Origin of the sequence: Mesorhizobium sp. M0296, from assembly GCF_040321675.1 — a bacterium.
GTDB lineage: Bacteria > Pseudomonadota > Alphaproteobacteria > Rhizobiales > Rhizobiaceae > Mesorhizobium.
Window position 1 is genome coordinate 123,548 of the sequence record NZ_JAMYRZ010000009.1, and the last position, 15,832, is coordinate 139,379.

Annotated in this window: 16 protein-coding genes; 8 read left to right on the forward strand and 8 right to left on the reverse strand. The window is 61.9% G+C overall.

Features of this window, described 5'->3' with window-relative positions; all coding sequences use genetic code 11:
* Nucleotides 1-3: 3 nt before the first annotated feature.
* A complete protein-coding gene (locus NKI97_RS11605; protein ID WP_352449898.1) occupies nt 4-657 on the reverse strand; it encodes a TetR/AcrR family transcriptional regulator in 654 nt (217 codons plus the stop codon).
* 118 nt (nt 658-775) lie between these two features.
* Here NKI97_RS11605 and NKI97_RS11610 point away from each other — a divergent pair, with 118 nt between their 5' ends.
* Nucleotides 776-1,999 (forward strand): MFS transporter, encoded by a 1,224-nt coding sequence (locus tag NKI97_RS11610; protein WP_352449899.1) that lies wholly within the window; start codon nt 776-778, stop codon nt 1,997-1,999.
* Between the two features lie 58 nt (nt 2,000-2,057).
* On the opposite strand, the gene ribB is transcribed toward NKI97_RS11610, so the two are convergent.
* Both ribB and aroC read right to left on the reverse strand, forming a co-directional pair.
* Nucleotides 2,058-3,158, reverse strand: a complete 1,101-nt coding sequence (ribB, locus tag NKI97_RS11615) for a 3,4-dihydroxy-2-butanone-4-phosphate synthase (protein WP_352449900.1) — start codon at nt 3,156-3,158, stop codon at nt 2,058-2,060.
* Between the two features lie 145 nt (nt 3,159-3,303).
* A complete protein-coding gene (aroC, locus tag NKI97_RS11620) occupies nt 3,304-4,404 on the reverse strand; it encodes a chorismate synthase (protein WP_352449901.1) in 1,101 nt (366 codons plus the stop codon).
* A gap of 275 nt (nt 4,405-4,679) precedes the next feature.
* Between aroC and NKI97_RS11625 the strand changes: the two genes are divergently transcribed.
* Nucleotides 4,680-4,943, forward strand: a complete 264-nt coding sequence (locus NKI97_RS11625) for a DUF1344 domain-containing protein (protein ID WP_023716902.1) — start codon at nt 4,680-4,682, stop codon at nt 4,941-4,943.
* Between the two features lie 63 nt (nt 4,944-5,006).
* Here the strand turns inward: NKI97_RS11625 and NKI97_RS11630 are convergent, their stop codons facing one another.
* On the reverse strand, nt 5,007-5,594 hold the full coding sequence (locus tag NKI97_RS11630; RefSeq protein ID WP_352449902.1) for a histidine phosphatase family protein: 588 nt from the start codon (nt 5,592-5,594) through the stop codon (nt 5,007-5,009).
* A gap of 31 nt (nt 5,595-5,625) precedes the next feature.
* A complete protein-coding gene (fabI, locus tag NKI97_RS11635) occupies nt 5,626-6,447 on the reverse strand; it encodes an enoyl-ACP reductase FabI (RefSeq protein ID WP_352449903.1) in 822 nt (273 codons plus the stop codon).
* 564 nt (nt 6,448-7,011) lie between these two features.
* Between fabI and NKI97_RS11640 the strand changes: the two genes are divergently transcribed.
* The 4 genes from NKI97_RS11640 to NKI97_RS11655 all read left to right on the forward strand — a co-directional run bounded on the left by NKI97_RS11640 (nt 7,012) and on the right by NKI97_RS11655 (nt 12,128).
* Nucleotides 7,012-8,598 (forward strand): AfsR/SARP family transcriptional regulator, encoded by a 1,587-nt coding sequence (locus tag NKI97_RS11640; RefSeq protein ID WP_352834146.1) that lies wholly within the window; start codon nt 7,012-7,014, stop codon nt 8,596-8,598.
* 84 nt (nt 8,599-8,682) lie between these two features.
* Complete coding sequence (locus tag NKI97_RS11645; RefSeq protein WP_352449905.1) at nt 8,683-9,705, forward strand: phosphatase PAP2 family protein; 1,023 nt, start codon at nt 8,683-8,685, stop codon at nt 9,703-9,705.
* 9 nt (nt 9,706-9,714) lie between these two features.
* Entirely contained in the window at nt 9,715-11,259 is a 1,545-nt protein-coding gene (locus NKI97_RS11650; protein ID WP_352449906.1) for a S8 family peptidase, read from the forward strand.
* A 167-nt stretch (nt 11,260-11,426) separates the two neighbouring features.
* Nucleotides 11,427-12,128, forward strand: a complete 702-nt coding sequence (locus NKI97_RS11655) for an adenylate/guanylate cyclase domain-containing protein (RefSeq protein WP_352834149.1) — start codon at nt 11,427-11,429, stop codon at nt 12,126-12,128.
* A 140-nt stretch (nt 12,129-12,268) separates the two neighbouring features.
* On the opposite strand, the gene NKI97_RS11660 is transcribed toward NKI97_RS11655, so the two are convergent.
* Nucleotides 12,269-13,195, reverse strand: coding sequence for a DnaJ C-terminal domain-containing protein (locus NKI97_RS11660; RefSeq protein ID WP_352689742.1), 927 nt, complete (start codon nt 13,193-13,195; stop codon nt 12,269-12,271).
* Nucleotides 13,196-13,295: 100 nt separating this feature from the next.
* On the reverse strand, nt 13,296-13,757 hold the full coding sequence (locus NKI97_RS11665) for an RT0821/Lpp0805 family surface protein (protein WP_352834152.1): 462 nt from the start codon (nt 13,755-13,757) through the stop codon (nt 13,296-13,298).
* Nucleotides 13,758-13,796: 39 nt separating this feature from the next.
* Between NKI97_RS11665 and pdxH the strand changes: the two genes are divergently transcribed.
* Both pdxH and NKI97_RS11675 read left to right on the forward strand, forming a co-directional pair.
* Nucleotides 13,797-14,414 carry a pyridoxamine 5'-phosphate oxidase gene (gene pdxH / locus NKI97_RS11670; protein ID WP_352470672.1) on the forward strand — a complete coding sequence of 206 codons (618 nt, stop codon included), beginning with the start codon at nt 13,797-13,799 and terminating at the stop codon, nt 14,412-14,414.
* Between the two features lie 266 nt (nt 14,415-14,680).
* Nucleotides 14,681-14,956: a hypothetical protein gene (locus tag NKI97_RS11675; RefSeq protein WP_023674100.1), complete on the forward strand. Its 276-nt coding sequence runs from the start codon at nt 14,681-14,683 to the stop codon at nt 14,954-14,956.
* A gap of 72 nt (nt 14,957-15,028) precedes the next feature.
* Here NKI97_RS11675 and NKI97_RS11680 read toward each other — a convergent pair whose 3' ends face one another.
* Nucleotides 15,029-15,781 (reverse strand): crotonase/enoyl-CoA hydratase family protein, encoded by a 753-nt coding sequence (locus NKI97_RS11680; RefSeq protein ID WP_352449912.1) that lies wholly within the window; start codon nt 15,779-15,781, stop codon nt 15,029-15,031.
* Between the last annotated feature and the right edge of the window lie 51 nt (nt 15,782-15,832).

Consider the following 15,832-nt stretch of genomic DNA (forward strand, 5'->3'; position numbering starts at 1 on the left):
ACCTCAGGCCGGTGATCGGTCAACCTCGGGCTGCATCGCCGACGGTCGGTCAGGCTGAGGCAGCTTGCCGGTGCGATTGAGCAGCCCTTCCAGAAGAACCTTGAACGCCTTCACTGCCTTCTTCGACGTCGCTTCGGGATGGTTCGAATTTGCGATCCACTGCGCCGCATGCAGCGAGGCGCCGCTGACCAGCCTTGCCGCGGCTTCGGGATCGACGGCGAGAATTGTCCCCTCGTCGCTCAGTCTTTGCAGGCTCTCTGTCATCGAGCGGATGCATGTGCTCTGGCTTGGCCATTGCGATGGATCGCCGAGCACCGCCGGCCCGTCGCGAAGCACGATACGCTGGATCTCCGGCTCCAGCGCCATCTCGATATAAGCGGTGCATTCGTCGACAAAGCCCTGCCAGAGATTGTCCGGCGTGGCCGAAACGACCTTCAGCCGGGCCGACATTTCGGCATCGATCTCGGCAATGACCGCCTGGAGCAGGCCCTTCTTGTCGCCGAAGTGATGATAGAGCGCACCGCGCGTCAGCCCGGCCGATGCCGTGAAATCGTCCATCGAGGCTTCGGCATAGCCGAGCGTGCCGAAGGCCTGGCGCGCCGCCCCGATCAGCTTGGCGCGGGTTTCGGCAATCATCTCCTTGCGTGGTCTATGCATGCTCTGGCCCTATTAACATACGTCTCGTATGCCAATTGACATACGCCGTGTATGATCTATTTAAACTCATACGCCACGTATGTAATCGCCGAACCGGCCGTTGTCGAGGAGCCAGACCATGCAAAATCCCTATTCCCAGATCTTTCGCGCGCCCGGCGCCAAGGGCTTCGCCGCGGCCGGCTTCGTTGCCCGGCTGCCGATGGCCATGGCTCCGATCGGGATCGTCGCGATGCTGTCGCAGACCGATGGCGAATACTGGCTGGCCGGCGCCGTCTCCGCGACATATGCGCTGGCCAACGCTTTCGTCGCCCCGCAGGTATCGCGACTGGTGGACCGCCTGGGCCAGACGCGGATTGTGGTGCCGACCACCATGATGTCCACGCTCGCTTTCGCGATCCTGATTGCAGCGGCCAATCGGCATTGGCCGATCTGGACGCTATTCGTCTCGGCGCTGCTCGCCGCCGTCATGCCCAGCATACCGGCAATGGTGCGCGCACGCTGGACCGAGATTTTTCGCAACCGCCCCGAGTTGAACACGGCGTTCGCCTTCGAGTCGGCGGCGGACGAACTGGTGTACATCGCCGGCGCATCGCTGTCGGTCGGACTGAGCGTCGCGCTTTTCCCGGAAGCGGGAGTGCTCGCGAGCACATTGTTCCTCGCCTTCGGTTCGACGGCCTTCATCCTGCAGCGCTCGACCGAACCGCGAGCCCGACCGGTGGAACATGGTTCAGGCGGCTCGGCAATCCGCCTGCGGCCGGTCCAGATCATCACCTTGGCCCTGATCTTCATCGGCGCGACCTTCGCCACCACGGAGGTGAGCACGGTGGCGATCACCAAGGAGCTTGGCCAGCCAGGGGCCGCCAGCTTCGTCATCGGCGTCTACGCGCTCGGATCGTTCGTCGTCGGCATCATCATCGGCGCCCTGAACCTGAAACTGCCGCTGCAAATTCAGCTTGCCATCGCAATCGCCATCATTGCGCTTACCACGCTGCCGCTGCTCGTCGCCGACACAGTACCGCTGCTGGCACTGGCCGTCTTCGCCAGCGGCGTGGCGATTTCGCCGACCTTCATCACGGCATTCGGCCTGATCGAACGGCGCGTGCCCGAGGCGGTGCTGACCGAAGGCGTGACCTGGGTGATGACCGGCATCGGCATCGGCATGGCGCTCGGCTCGTTCGCCGCCGGCTGGGTGGTGGACGCTTTCGGCGCGCAGAACGGGTTCTGGGTATCGGTGGCATCGGGCACAATCGCGCTGGTCATCGTGCTCGCCGGCCAGCGCAGCCTTGCCGCGCCGGGCTGCGACATGGCTGCATGCGACGCAGCGGCGGTCGCTGCGGAATAGTTTCCGGCGCGTCCGGTCCCGAGGCGGGCCGGACGCATACCAGCATCGTGAGAATGGCTTAAAGAATCTCGGTCTTGGCAATGTGGATGCCAAAACCTTCGAGGCCGACATAATGGCGCTCGCGCGAGGCGATCAGGTTGATCGAGGAAATGCCGAGATCCTTGAGGATTTGCGCGCCGAGGCCGATCTCGCGCCATTCGTTTTCGCGGCGGCGAGCCTCTTCGTGATCCTCGCGGTCGCCGGCAGCCGGGCGCTTGCGCTCCTGATGGGCGACGCCGACCGAGCCTTCGCGCAGATAGACGATGACGCCGCGCTGGCGCTCGCCCATCGCCTTCATGATGGCGTCCAGCCTGTGGCTGGTTCCGAAGACGTCGCTGACCACGTCCTCGGAATGAAGGCGCACCGGCACCTCGACGCCGTCGCGGATATCGCCGAAGACGACCGCCACGTGATGCATGGAATCCCAGGGCAGCGTGTAGGTGAAGACCTGTGCCTTGCCGCCGGGCGTCTCGATGTCCGAACAGGCGACGCGCTCGACCAGCGTTTCCTTGCGTTGCCGGTAGCCGATGAGGTCGGCAACCGAAATCTGCTTCAACCCGTGCTTTTCGGCGAAGGCCTGCACCTGCGGCCCGCGCATGACGGTGCCGTCATCATTGACCAGCTCGGAAATGACGCCGACCGGCGGCAGGCCGGCGAGCTTGCAGAGGTCGACAGCGGCTTCGGTATGGCCCGAACGCATCAGCACGCCGCCTTCACGCGCGATCAGCGGAAAGATGTGGCCGGGGCGGACGAAATCGGAGGCGCCGACATTGCCATTGGCGAGATTGCGCACCGTCAGCGTGCGATCGTCCGCCGAAATGCCGGTCGTGGTGCCGTGCTTGAAGTCGACGCTGACGGTAAAGGCGGTGGTGTGGGCAGAATCATTGTCCGCCACCATCGGCGACAGGTTGAGCCGCTTCGCTTCCTCGCGCGGCATCGGCGTGCAGACGATGCCTGACGTGTTGCGGACGATGAACGCCATCTTTTCCGGCGTGCAATGGACGGCGGCGACGATCAGGTCGCCCTCGTTCTCGCGGCCGTCATCGTCCATGACGACGACGATCTCGCCGCGCTCGAAGGCGCGCAGGGCTTCAACGATTTTCTTCTGGTCGTAAGGCATAAGTGCTCGCTTCGCTCGCAGGGAATAGGGGAGTAGGGCAGTACGGGAGTAGGGGAAAGGAAAAAATGCTGTCGTGGGAGTTGCGTAACCTACTCCCCTACTCCCCTACTCCCCTACTCCCCTACTCCCCTACTCCCCTACTCCCCTACTCCCTTCCCGTTTGTCCCCGATGACGCAGATAATGATCCGCAATGGCGCAGGCAACCATCGCCTCGCCGATCGGCACGGCGCGGATGCCGACGCATGGATCGTGGCGGCCCTTGGTCATGATCTCGACGTCGTTGCCGTCCTTGTCGATCGACTTTCGCGGCGTCAAGATCGACGAGGTCGGCTTGACGGCGAAACGCGCGACGATCGCCTGGCCGGTCGAGATGCCGCCGAGGATGCCGCCGGCATTGTTGGACAGGAAGACCGGCTTGCCGTCATTGCCCATGCGCATCTCATCGGCATTCTCCTCGCCGGTGATGCGGGCGGCCTCGAAACCGTTGCCGATCTCGACGCCCTTGACGGCGTTGATCGACATCAGGCCGGCGGCGATGTCCTGGTCGAGCTTGGCATAGATCGGCGCACCAAGCCCCGCCGGCACGCCGTCGGCGACGATCTCGATGACCGCACCGACCGAGGAGCCCGCCTTGCGGATGCCGTCCAGATATTTGGTGAAGACGGCGACGGACGCCGGATCAGGCGTGAAGAACGGGTTTTCAGCGTCGCCGACGAAATTCCAGTTCCAATTGGCGCGATCGATCGATTTATCGCCCATCGACACCAGCGCGCCGCGCACCACCATGCCGGGCACGACCTTGCGGGCAAGCGCTCCGGCCGCCACCCGCGCCGCCGTCTCACGCGCCGAGGAGCGGCCGCCGCCGCGGTAATCGCGCAGGCCGTATTTGACCTCGTAAGTGTAATCGGCATGGCCCGGCCGGAACTGACGGGCTATGTCGCCATAATCCTTGGAGCGCTGGTCGACATTCTCGATCAGCATCGACACCGGCGTGCCGGTGGTGATCATCGTCTCGCCGTCCTCATCGAGAATGAAGCCGGACAGGACCTTGACCTCGTCAGGTTCGCGACGCTGCGTCACAAAACGTGACTGGCCGGGGCGGCGCTTGTCGAGTTCGGCCTGGATCTCGTCGCGGCTGAAGCGGATGCCGGGCGGACAGCCGTCGACGACGCAGCCCAGCGCCGGCCCGTGGCTTTCGCCCCAGGTGGTGACGCGGAAAAGATGGCCGAACGTGTTGTGCGACATGGAACCAGCCCTGCCGGCGTCGGAGCCGGCTCAGCGCATGACCCCGAAAATCGGAGCGATTTTCGGAAAGGATCATGCACAAAATCAAAAGTGCTACAGCGTCCTTGCGCGTCCAGGGAGGACGCGCGGCGCTGTCGCCTGCCTTCTATTGGCGTTTTCCACAGTGGTCAAACTGTGATCCCGCGGATTTAGTTTTGACACATTCGATTGGTTTCTGCTCAGTTCCGTTCCGTTGGACCGAGCCGCTGTACCGGCAATGATTAAAGAGGACGATGATGCGTATCCTGATTGGCGCTGTTGCCGCCACGCTGTTGATTTCCACCGCCGCCTTCGCCGGCCAGACCGAAGGCCTGATCAAGAAGGTCGACAAGGATGCGCTGACGCTGACGCTGGACGACGGCAAATCCTACAAGCTGAACGCCGAAACCGACCTCGATGCGCTGAAGCCAGGCATGGACATCGTCCTCGCCTATGACGTGACGAATGGCGAGAACGTCGTCACCGACATGGAACTGCCGGACACCGGATCGACCGAGTAGGACACGTCGATATTCAGCTGATGCCGGCCCGACCTGATCTCAACATACGCTACGTCATCGGTCTCAAAGCCACTCCAGGCGCCGGCCGTTCAGTCTGAGCACGCGGTCCTGCGGCACTTCCATGCTGACCGCATCTTGTTCGGACATCCCAAGTACCAAGCGGAACATTACGCGCATGATGCCACCATGGGTCACGCAGACCGTCTGGCGATCGAGCGCGTCGAACCACGGCTTCACCCGTTCGAGCAGCATCTGGTAGCTTTCGGCGCCCTCGCCGGGCGGCTGGAAATTCCATTTATCGAGGCGGCGGTGCCTGGTCGAACCGGGATCGTTCGCCTCGAGTTCGGCAAAGGTGAAACCCTGCCAGTCGCCAAAGCTCAATTCTACGAGTAGCGGCTCGGTACGATAGGCGTGCGGATCGAGCTTCATCGCCGCGCGCACGCGCTCCATCGTCTCGCGCGTGCGCCGCATCGGGCTGGCGACAAAGTCGAAATCTTCGGGCTTGTCGATGAGTTCGGCCAGCCTGCGCCCGTTGCGGCTAGCCTGCTCGCGGCCAAGCTCGTTGAGGTCGGTATCGGCCTGCCCCTGCAGCCGGGCCTCGGCGTTCCACGCCGTCTGGCCGTGGCGCACGATATAGACGAGCGGGTACATCAGGTCTTCCGGAAGAGGTCAGGCGGTGGCGTCAGTCCTTGACCGTCGAAATATCCGGCGCGTCGACCGCCTTCATGCCGACGACATGATAGCCGGAATCGACATGATGGATCTCGCCGGTGACGCCGCGCGAAAGGTCGGACAGGAAATAGACGCCGGAATCGCCGACCTCCTCCTGCGTGACCGTCTGCTTCAACGGCGAATTGTATTCGTTCCATTTCAGGATATAGCGGAAATCGCCGATGCCGGATGCGGCAAGCGTCTTGATCGGGCCGGCGGAGATCGCGTTGACACGGATCTTCTTGGCGCCGAGATCGACGGCCAGATAGCGCACGCTGGCTTCGAGTGCCGCCTTGGCGACACCCATGACGTTGTAGTGCGGCATCACCTTTTCCGCACCGTAATAGGTCAGCGTCAGCAGCGAGCCGCCGTCGGTCATCAGCGCCTCGGCGCGTTTGGCGATGGTGGTGAAGGAATAGACCGAAATATCCATGGTGCGCAGGAAATTGTCGCGCGTCGTCTCGACATAGCGGCCGGTCAGTTCGTCCTTGTCAGAAAAGGCGATTGCGTGGACGAGGAAATCGAGCTTGCCACCCCAGTGCTTGCTGACATTTTCGAACACCGCATCGAGGCTGGCCGGGTCGGTCACATCACAATGGCCGGCGACATGCGCGCCCAGTTCCGCGGCGAGCGGCTCGACGCGTTTCTTGAACGCCTCGCCCTGATAGGTCAGCGCGATCTCGGCGCCATGGTCGACACAGGCCTTGGCGATGCCGTAAGCGATCGAGCGATTGTTGGCGATGCCAAGGATAAGGCCGCGCTTGCCGGCCATAAGGCCCCGTCCACCCGCCATGTCAGCGCTCTCCGCAAGGTTCTCTACTTTGTGGAGTGCCTATCGCACAGCCACAGTGCCCCTTCAAGCGTTCAAAGCGGACAGTTCGGGGGACAAAGCCGCTGGTCTACAGAGCCGCGCGCCCTTTGGGCGCGCAAAGGACGCTGTAGCGCCTTGACCTTGCAGTCGTGGGCCAGTGGAAAAATCTGACACTGGTATCGGTGTGGCACGGCGGAAGATGACCCTTTGGCGGAAGTTCGTTGGCCAGTGGCCGAAGTCACGCTCATGACCCCGAGCCGACAATGGGACCGCTTATATCGAACGACCGCTTGATGTCGCTACCGAGTCCTTCCGTCACAGCAGAAATCCCGTCTCGAATCCTTTGCCACGTGTAGGTTTGACCTCACGGAAGCCGAGAATTACAGATAGACTTATATTAGTGGATGCTATATTAGGGTGCGGGGACGCGAGGGGCCGCTAGTGTACTCGGATTGCCGTCCTTTCCTTAGATTGATTGGGCCATTCGCGATTGAGAGCGCGGATGGCGCGGACGTCACGCCGCATGGCAGACGGTCTAAAGCGCTCTTGGCCATGCTCGCCCTGGCACCCAACGGTACGCGGAGCCGAAAATGGCTGCAAAGCAAGCTCTGGAGCACTCGCGGCGAGGAGCAGGGTGCAGCAAGCTTGCGGCAGGAGCTGTCCGAGGTTCGGAAGTCGCTCCACAGCGCCGGCATTGATCTAATCTCGACCGATCGTGATGTGGTTCGACTCGACGTCGCTTCGATCGGCATCGATTTGAACGATCCACCCGAAGGCTCTGCCACGCGTGATCTGCTTGAGGGCCTCGATATTCGCGATCCAGAGTTCGAGGATTGGCTTCGTGAGCAAAGAAGCCAATGGCCCCGGCCTCGCACAGTGCCAGCAAACGTCTTTCCTGTTGCCGCGGCAGATCAGTTGTCCGGACAGCGAAGCGCCTCACTTCTGAATTCGTCGCGGCTATGCTTGGGCCTGGTTCGCGATGCCAGGTGGACGGAGGGCTCCGCTAACAGGGCCGTCAGCGACCTTGTCCTGGATCTGGTGGTTCGATCGATCCTGAATTTCGAAGTGGTCGACGTCGTGGATTTTCAAGCGCAGGGACCGCTGACCCAAGCGCCTGACACTGCGCTACCAGACTGGCTGTTGCAAACCAGGGCAACGGTGGTGGGCGACAGAGTGGCCCTGACATTTGCATTAATTGCGCCCGGTGACAGCCGGCTCTTGTGGTCGCATACGGATTTTCTCGAGCCGGCCGACCTGACTGGCCCGGCGAGCCTGAAGCTGATGTCGTTGGTCAATCAGATCGTGTTTTCGATCCTCGAATTCGTTCTCGATCCTAAGTCCATCCGCGACGAGCCCCGACACCGGGCGTCTCGGCTTGCATTGACAGCGCTGCGACAGGTATTCCGCATGCGCGATACGGACCTGGATTCGGCGGAGCGCATGCTCGCCGAAGCATATGAGCTCGACCCGCGTAGCACGTATCTGGCGTGGCAGCTGTTTGTGTTTGTCACCCGCTTTGGCGAGAGACGGGTCGGCCGCTCGGGCACCTTTCACGATCAGGTTCGGGAATGCGCCAGTCGCGCCGTCGAAGTGGCCCCCTTCAATCCTATCACCCTGGCGTTGGCCGCTCATGCCCATTCGTTCGTCTTTCGTGAATACGCACAGGCACTGGAACTCGCCGATCGAGCGATAGCCGCTAACCCGCTACAAGCCATTTGCTGGGACATGCGTGCCTTGACGCTCGGCTATCTCGGCGAAGTGAAGCGTGGCTATGAGGATGCGATGCGCGCACGTGCACTGGGCGGGCCTCCCCTGTATCGTTACTGCATCGATACCACGTGCTGCATCTTGGCAACTCTGAACGGGCGCTTCGAGGAGGGGATACGTCACGGCGAGCGTGTCCTTGCGCAGCAACCCACATACCTACCCGCTTTGAGATACTCGGCTGCCTGCCACGGGCATTTGGGGCAGACTGTGGAGGCAGTTCGAACTATCGAACGCTTGCGCGCCTGGGAACCGGATTTCTCGCTCGAGCTGCTTTCGGAGGAGAATTATCCAATTGCAGGCGTACTCGGAGTTTCGGTTATCAAGAGCGGGTTGTCGCGGATAACGCTGCCAAGGTACGCACCCTAGCGCTGCGCACCGCAGGCGTTACGTCGAGGCTCCGACCACCAGTTGGCGCGGATCAAATTTAGAAGCTTTAGTTGAGGGGTGGACATGATGTCGACAATTGATCTCAATAACAAGTTGTTTAGCGCCCGATTCTTAGTAAGTGGATCGGCCATAAGGCAATATCCGCTGATATTGGGTGACGCAAGTCCTGAAAAATCTCTTGAGGAATACATCAAAAATAGAGGCGGCGAAAAACTGCATCCTTTCGCGTCTATGATGACCAAGAGCAGCGTTCTGTCGATTCAAGAAGAGCAGATCGTGATAACGATTTCTGATGACCCTGTGGAGGGTGCCATGCGCCTTTCGCCAGCCTTCCTGGCGGGGCCGAGCGCAGGTCGAGGTCGAGGCAGGGGCAGAGGGCGCGGACGAGGACGGGGACGCGGCAGGGGGCAAACGGCTTTCGAAACTGGCGAGGAGGCTTTGCCGGCGTGGCACGACAAGCGTGCCTTGCACAGGATCGGACTAAGCGTCGCCAACAAATATCTCGGTGCGATCTGGGAGGACATTCTTATCGATCCCCCGCCCGGACCTTCAGAGAGCCTCAGGGAGACAGAAGCGCTTATCGATCTGCAGAAGAGGAGGGAAGGTGACCCGCTGCGGCGCGAGGAGATCGTCCGCCAGGCATCGTTCGGGATTTTGGACTACACGGCGCCGCTCGGAATAGACACTCTCGCGGGCTTCGAGGGGACATGCGCATTGATCGTTGCGATCCTCGAACTCACGGAGGAGATCGGGCTCAACTACAAAGATCGATTCAATCGGCCACGGCCCAACATCATTGAGCCGAGGCTGCGGCCGGCGCTTCCGGTTCCCTCGCACGCTTCCTACCCGTCCAACCATTCATTTCAGTCATTTGCAGTGGCGAACGTTCTGCAACGGATGCTGCCCGAGCACGCCGGCGTAACCGCGGTTTATGAGCGCGCCCGCCGGGTGGCCGAGAACAGGGAATGGGCCGGGCTGCACTACGCCAGCGACACCGATGCCGGCGAGGAACTGGCTGCGCGCATTTCTCCGTACTTGGTGGACGCGATGGATGAAACGATCCGACGCGCCCAGAGCGAATGGTAGGTGGGTGCCATGATGGACGACATCAAGAAGGGCGAAGGCCATCTTTGTTATGACTGGTATCACTACCTGTGGCACCTGATCGCAATCGGCGCCTTACGCGATCGTCCGCGCATCCCTGAAGCGCGGTTGCCGCACGAGGCCGCATACCTGCTGGAGGCCGACGCCTGGGATTTGTTGGGTACTGACAAGCCCGGTTACGGCGAGGTCATTGCCCAGATCGATACGGGAGTGAACTCAAGCCATCCCAATCTCGAGCCTCGTATCCTTTCTGCGGTCAGCTTCGCCGCTCACCCTTTCGGGTTGAGTTACGTCACACCCAAGCAGCAACCGCTCGTCTTGCGAGGGCCGGAAAAAAAGCAGAGCAAGAGCTTTGTGAGCGACGATACCTGGGCGTGGGCGGCAAGCCTGATCAAATCGAGGAACAATGCGCAGGAAGTCGAGGTTCAGAAATCGCTGCTTCGAGCACTGAAAGATGGGCGCGGCGTAATTCAGGAGACTGCTGAGACCTCGCGTATGCGCTACTCAGCGCACGGGACCGCCTGCGCTGGGCTGATGGTCGGCGCCCCTGCGGCCCCGCCCACGAAGTTGAGGCAATTTAGCAACGGTGAAGGCGCAATACCTTATTGGGGGGTCGCCCCAGGCGCTGAACTCCTGCCGATCGAGATTTCAGCACGGCCCGACGCAGCGCAGCTCATTCTGGCGTTCCTCTATGCCCGCGACCAGAAGGTTTCAGTCATACACTTTCCCCGGGAAGTACCCGATCCATGGCGAGCGCACCGTTCCTATCCTGGATATGGCGACAGCAGATATACTTCGGTCGAACAGGCAAAGCCAATTTGGGATTATTTCGAGACGCTTTTCGAGGCGATCAGCGAGGAAATCCCCATCATCTGCGCAGCCGGCAACGATGGCTACGACCATCTGATTTACCCGGCGAGCAAGGCCGGCGAAAGCAATGGCGTGGTCGCGGTGGCGGCCGCCACTTATCGGGCGAGACGTTCAGCATATTCCAACTACAGCGGCGATCCGACCGACAATTCCGTCACCATTTCCGCGCCGTCCGACGACCAGGAGGTGTGTACACGCTGCCAAATACGACTGGACCGTGAGTCGCTGCGTTCACGTGACCACAATTTCGAGATCTACGAGAAGCTCCCCCAGGTTGAATACGCGCCGCAGGGCGTGCTCACCACGGACATCCCGGGCCACCACGGCTATTCCGGCGGACAGCTGGAAGGGATCCAGCCACCGCGCGTCGAAAGCAGAGACCGCGCCGGGCTCTACACAGTATTTGGCGGAACATCTGCAGCCTCGGCCATCGTCGCGGGAGCAGCCGCTTTGTTGCAGTCGAAACATCGCTCCGCCGGTAGGCCGCTCAACGGCATAGAGGTTAAGGCGAAGATGACCCAGTCAGGCGCAAAGGAGGTTTCATGGCCTTGGCTTGAAGCTGACGTTCCGATTCTACCGGACAGCCCTAATTGCGAGAGAAGGGTGCCTTCGTTCGATCAGCAGTTTGGAGCGGGGCTGCTTGACCTCCGTAAGTTGCTGAGCTGAGGGTCCCGCCGAATTTTGACTAAAAGGTCGGCTGCAAGCCGCCAAAGCCGGGCCCGAATGGATTTCTGACGTAATTCTGACGTGCCCGCCACGGCGGGCTTACGATCCGCCTACGCCGTCCAGTCATATTCGAGCGACATTTGAAACCGCTCGGGGGCCGGACTCCAATGCATCCGATCACTGCCTATACGAATCCACAGACTGACCGCGTGCTCCCGTCATTCGGCATGGGTGAAACGAAATTCCAGCGCGCCATCGCCACGATCATGTTTACCGACGTGGAGGACTCGACCGGCTTGGCGAGCGCACTTGGCCTGATCGAAACCACGCGGTTCATGATCGAGCACTTCACGTTGACCCGCCAGGTCGTGGTGGCCAATGGGGGGATCGTTCAAAACTTTACAGGCGACGGCGTGCTAGCTCTCTGGCTGGGGAGCGAAATGACGCCCAGCGAAACGGCGCTAAAGGCGCTGGCCGCCGTCGCGGAACTGGTACCGGAAATCTCGCTCGGCAACGCTTGGAAGCGTTCAATGGGCTCCCTGTCGCGCCGCATCAGGATCGGCTTACACTCCGGCGAGGTGATGTTCGTCAACGATCGCCAGCGGGATTTCTCTTTTCTGGTCGGCTCGGAGGTAAATTTCGCCCGCCACGTCGAGCAGGCTGGCAAGAGGGAGAATGGCGCAGGCGTCGATGCGCTGGTGATGGTCAGCGGTGCGACCCTCCACCTTGCTGGCCTGGCGACTGCATCGATCGACCCCTACAAGCTTGTGCGGCTAACCCCCGCCGAACTGGCTCATCGCCAGTCGGTCGACTGGCGTCGACCGTGTTCGCGAAGCGGAACTATGGCGCGTGCAAATGTCGGCCTTTGAGGCGTTAGCTGACGTTGAACCTACTTCGGCCAAATGGCGGCTCCTGGCGCAGATTGCTCGCTTGCTGTCGATAATCGATGGCATGAAACCACTCGCGCCCGCTTTTCACACACGGTATCAAGCGCCAGCCTTTTCGACCGTCAGCTCTTTCGCCGGCGCATCAGCGCCTCGAGCTCGGCGTCGCCGCCTTCCGGCAGCATCAGCCGCACGTGTGCGTAGAGATCGCCGTGACCGCCGGCCTTTTCCGGCAGGCCCCTGCCCTTCAGCCGCAGAACCTTGTCCGAGCTCGACCAAGGGGGGACGTTGACCGCAATCCTGCCGGTCGGGGTTTCGACCGCCACCTTGGCGCCATGCACCGCATCGGCCAGTTCCACCGGCAGGTCGACATGCAGGTCGCGGCCCTCGACGCGGTAGCGCGGGTGCCGGCGGAAACGGATCTTGACCAGCGCATCGCCCGGCTGCCCCGGTCCTTGCTCACCCTGGCCTTTCAACCGGATGGTCTGACCGTCCTCGACATAGGCCGGCAACTTGACCGCCATCTTGCGGCCGTCGGGGAACATCGCCGTCACTTTCTCGGCGGTTGCGGCCTCCTCGATGGTGACGTCCAGCGTCACGTTGAGGTCGGCTGCGGTCGGCATCCGGCGGCCGGCGCCCATGCCGGCACCGCGCTGCTGGCTGAAAGCATCGCCGAAGATCTGGCTGAAGATGTCGCTGTTGCCGTCGAACGGGTCACCACCGGGACGGCCCGTGCGGAATTCGAAATGCGCGCCGCCCGGCCCTTGCTGCCGGCGGAAACCGGCGAAAGGATCGGCGCCGCCGGCCGCACTCTCGAAACCCTGGAACCGCGGTTTGCCTTCGGCGTCGATCTCACCGCGATCAAAAGCCGCCCGGTTCTTCTCGTCGCCGACGATCTCGTAAGCCTGATTGGCGGCGGCAAAACGCTCCTTTGCCTTGGGATCCGGATTCTGGTCCGGATGATACTTCTTGGCGAGCTTCCGGTATGCGGATTTTATGTCCTTGGCCGATGCGTTCTTGGCAACGCCCAGCACCTCATAGGGGTCGCGCATGCTTACTGCCCTGGAGAAGGAGTGGTTCCATGATCGCCTCCTATATGCGCTTGCATAGGAAGAAATTCCAGTGGCTTACCACCATATCGCCGGCGGAAAATCAGAGCGCCTTGAAGTCCTGCATTCGCCAGGCGCTGCCGCCTGCCAGGCATACTTCGCCTTTGAACAGCGCGACGCCGTCGAAGCTCTCGCGCGACGCGGTGAAGCGACGGCATGTCTCACCGTTAGCCCTGAATTCTGCGAGCTCGGTGATGGAGCCGCGCGAGCCGGTGTCGGCATTCGCCCATGGAATGGCCTGCCCGGCCAGTTGCTCGACGTCGGCGGAGGACACGGCGTTGCGGATCGTGGCCTGGTCGGAAGCGCGGTCCTGATCGAGCGGCGTGAGCGAGGCCGGCGTGCTCGAGGTCAGTATCGAGCGGTCCACCTCCGCCTGCTCCAGGCTGAAGCCGCCCCCGCCACAGGCGGCAAGCGGCAGGATGATTGTCACGATCATGGCTTTGGCGCTGGCCGAAGCGATAACGCTCCATTGCCCACTGTCAAAAGCTTGCGCGATACGCGACAATCGGCAATCTCCCCAGCCGGCGACAAATTTGGGAAAACTATGAGCGAAACCGGGTTAACAAGCGGTGACTTTACCGAGGCGGCGGAGCCGTTCCGGCTTTTTGCGGCGTGGCTCGACGACGCTACGAAGAGCGAGATCAACGACCCCAACAGCGTCGCACTGGCGACGGTCGATGCCGAGGGCATGCCGAATGTGCGAATGGTGCTGCTCAAGGGGTTCGACGAGGGTGGCTTTGTCTTCTACACGAATTTCGAGAGCGCCAAGGGCCGCGAGATCCTTGGCAGCATGAAAGCAGCGATGTGCTTCCACTGGAAATCTCTGCGCCGACAGGTGCGGGCGCGCGGCCCGGTGGAGATCGTCACCGACGCCGAAGCCGATGCCTATTACGCGACCCGTCCGCGCGGCAGCCGCATCGGCGCCTGGGCGTCCAAACAGTCGCGGCCGCTGGAAAGCCGCTTCGCGCTGGAAAAGGCGGTTGCCGAATATACGGCGCGCCATGCGATCGGCGAGATCCCGCGGCCAAAACACTGGTCGGGCTTTCGCATCGTGCCGCAGAGCATCGAGTTCTGGCACGACCGTCCGTTCCGGCTGCACGACCGCGTCGTGTTTTCGCGCAACGCCGAGGGCGGCTGGGACAAAATGAGGCTTTATCCGTAGAGCACGACGGTGGAGCGCCGATCTCCCCCTTGTGGGCCCTTGTGGGGCAGATCGGCAGCTTCCGCACCGGCGCCCATTTTTTCAGCCCTTCTTCCTGGTCATGAAGGCGGCCAAGGCCGGGCCGCTTCTGGCGGATTTCCAATTCCCACGATCACGATCTCGTGTGCGTGAAACGTTCCAGCTTGCCGGAACGAACCAGGAAAGGGCTCAACGCGCCGCTGGCGCAAATTCAGGAGGAAACAATGCATTCACTCAGGTTGGTCACGATGGCCGGTCTTGCCTGTCTTTTCGCTTCGCAGGCCTTTGCGGAGGATGCGATGGGGACAATGACGGTGATGAAGGGTGGGGAGGTCATGGCGATCATGCCCGATGGGCATATGGGCACCATGATGCCCGACGCGAAGATGAGCGCCGAAATGATGAAAATGGCGAAACCGATCAAGCATTGCATGATGTTGATGACCGACGCCAAAGGCAAGACATTCATGATCGACACGTCTTCGGCAAAGGCCCAGGCCGAATGTAAAAAAATGGCGATGTGACAAAGAGATCATGGCAAGAAAACCCGCCGGTTGCTGCCGGCGGGTCCACGATGCGAGACAAGGCCAGAAGGTCTAGGCCTTCTTCCTGGTCATGAAGGACGTCAAGGCTGCGCGGGCCTCGTCGGATTTGAGCCGCTCGCGGAAATGCTGGCTTTCCTGGCCGATGCGCTCGACAAGGGCGTCGCGCGAGCCGCGCATCAGGTCGCGCGCGATCTTCAGCGCTTGCGGCGGTTTGGCAGCGATCTGGCCCGCCGCCGCCAATACCGATGCTTCGAGTGCCTCTTCCTCGACCACCTCGTAGATCAGCCCGGCGGCCTTCGCCCGCTCGGCCGAAAAGCCCTCGCCGAGGCCAAGCAGCGCGAAGGCGCCTTGGCGGCCGAGGATCTGCGGCGCGAGCAGGCTCGAACCGGCCTCCGGCACAAGGCCGAGATCGACGAAGGGCGTCCGGAATAGTGTGCGCGGCGTGGCGAAGGTCAGGTCGCAATGCAGGTTGAGCGTGGTGCCGATACCGACCGCAATGCCGTCGACGCCGGAAACCATCGGCTTTTCCACCTTGGCCAGCGCCATCAGGAAATCCCAGACCTCGGAACCGCCTTCGCCGCCCGAGGCGACGACCATGAAATCGGCAAGGTCGTTGCCGGACGAGAAGGCACCGGGGACGCCGAGAAAGACATGGACGCGGATCGCCGGATCGGCGTCGCCGCCGGCAAGAGCCGCCGACATCGTCGCGTACATGGCGCGGGTCAGGGCGTTCTTCTTGTCCGGACGGTTGATGCGGATGATCTGGATGGCGCCCTGGCGCTCGACGAGGATGTGGTCTGTCACGGATTGGTCCTTTGTGAATTTCGGGCCTTTGTGAATTTCGGCGCGTGCGAA

Bases quoted from the DNA above. Each gene is read 5' to 3' on its own strand.
- NKI97_RS11605 (WP_352449898.1), bottom strand. From the start codon at position 657: ATGCATAGACCACGCAAGGAGATGATTGCCGAAACCCGCGCCAAGCTG.
- NKI97_RS11610 (WP_352449899.1), top strand. From the start codon at position 776: ATGCAAAATCCCTATTCCCAGATCTTTCGCGCGCCCGGCGCCAAGGGC.
- ribB (WP_352449900.1), bottom strand. From the start codon at position 3,158: ATGCCTTACGACCAGAAGAAAATCGTTGAAGCCCTGCGCGCCTTCGAG.
- aroC (WP_352449901.1), bottom strand. From the start codon at position 4,404: ATGTCGCACAACACGTTCGGCCATCTTTTCCGCGTCACCACCTGGGGC.
- NKI97_RS11625 (WP_023716902.1), top strand. From the start codon at position 4,680: ATGCGTATCCTGATTGGCGCTGTTGCCGCCACGCTGTTGATTTCCACC.
- NKI97_RS11630 (WP_352449902.1), bottom strand. From the start codon at position 5,594: ATGTACCCGCTCGTCTATATCGTGCGCCACGGCCAGACGGCGTGGAAC.
- fabI (WP_352449903.1), bottom strand. From the start codon at position 6,447: ATGGCGGGTGGACGGGGCCTTATGGCCGGCAAGCGCGGCCTTATCCTT.
- NKI97_RS11645 (WP_352449905.1), top strand. From the start codon at position 8,683: ATGATGTCGACAATTGATCTCAATAACAAGTTGTTTAGCGCCCGATTC.
- NKI97_RS11650 (WP_352449906.1), top strand. From the start codon at position 9,715: ATGATGGACGACATCAAGAAGGGCGAAGGCCATCTTTGTTATGACTGG.
- NKI97_RS11655 (WP_352834149.1), top strand. From the start codon at position 11,427: ATGCATCCGATCACTGCCTATACGAATCCACAGACTGACCGCGTGCTC.
- NKI97_RS11660 (WP_352689742.1), bottom strand. From the start codon at position 13,195: ATGCGCGACCCCTATGAGGTGCTGGGCGTTGCCAAGAACGCATCGGCC.
- pdxH (WP_352470672.1), top strand. From the start codon at position 13,797: ATGAGCGAAACCGGGTTAACAAGCGGTGACTTTACCGAGGCGGCGGAG.
- NKI97_RS11675 (WP_023674100.1), top strand. From the start codon at position 14,681: ATGGCCGGTCTTGCCTGTCTTTTCGCTTCGCAGGCCTTTGCGGAGGAT.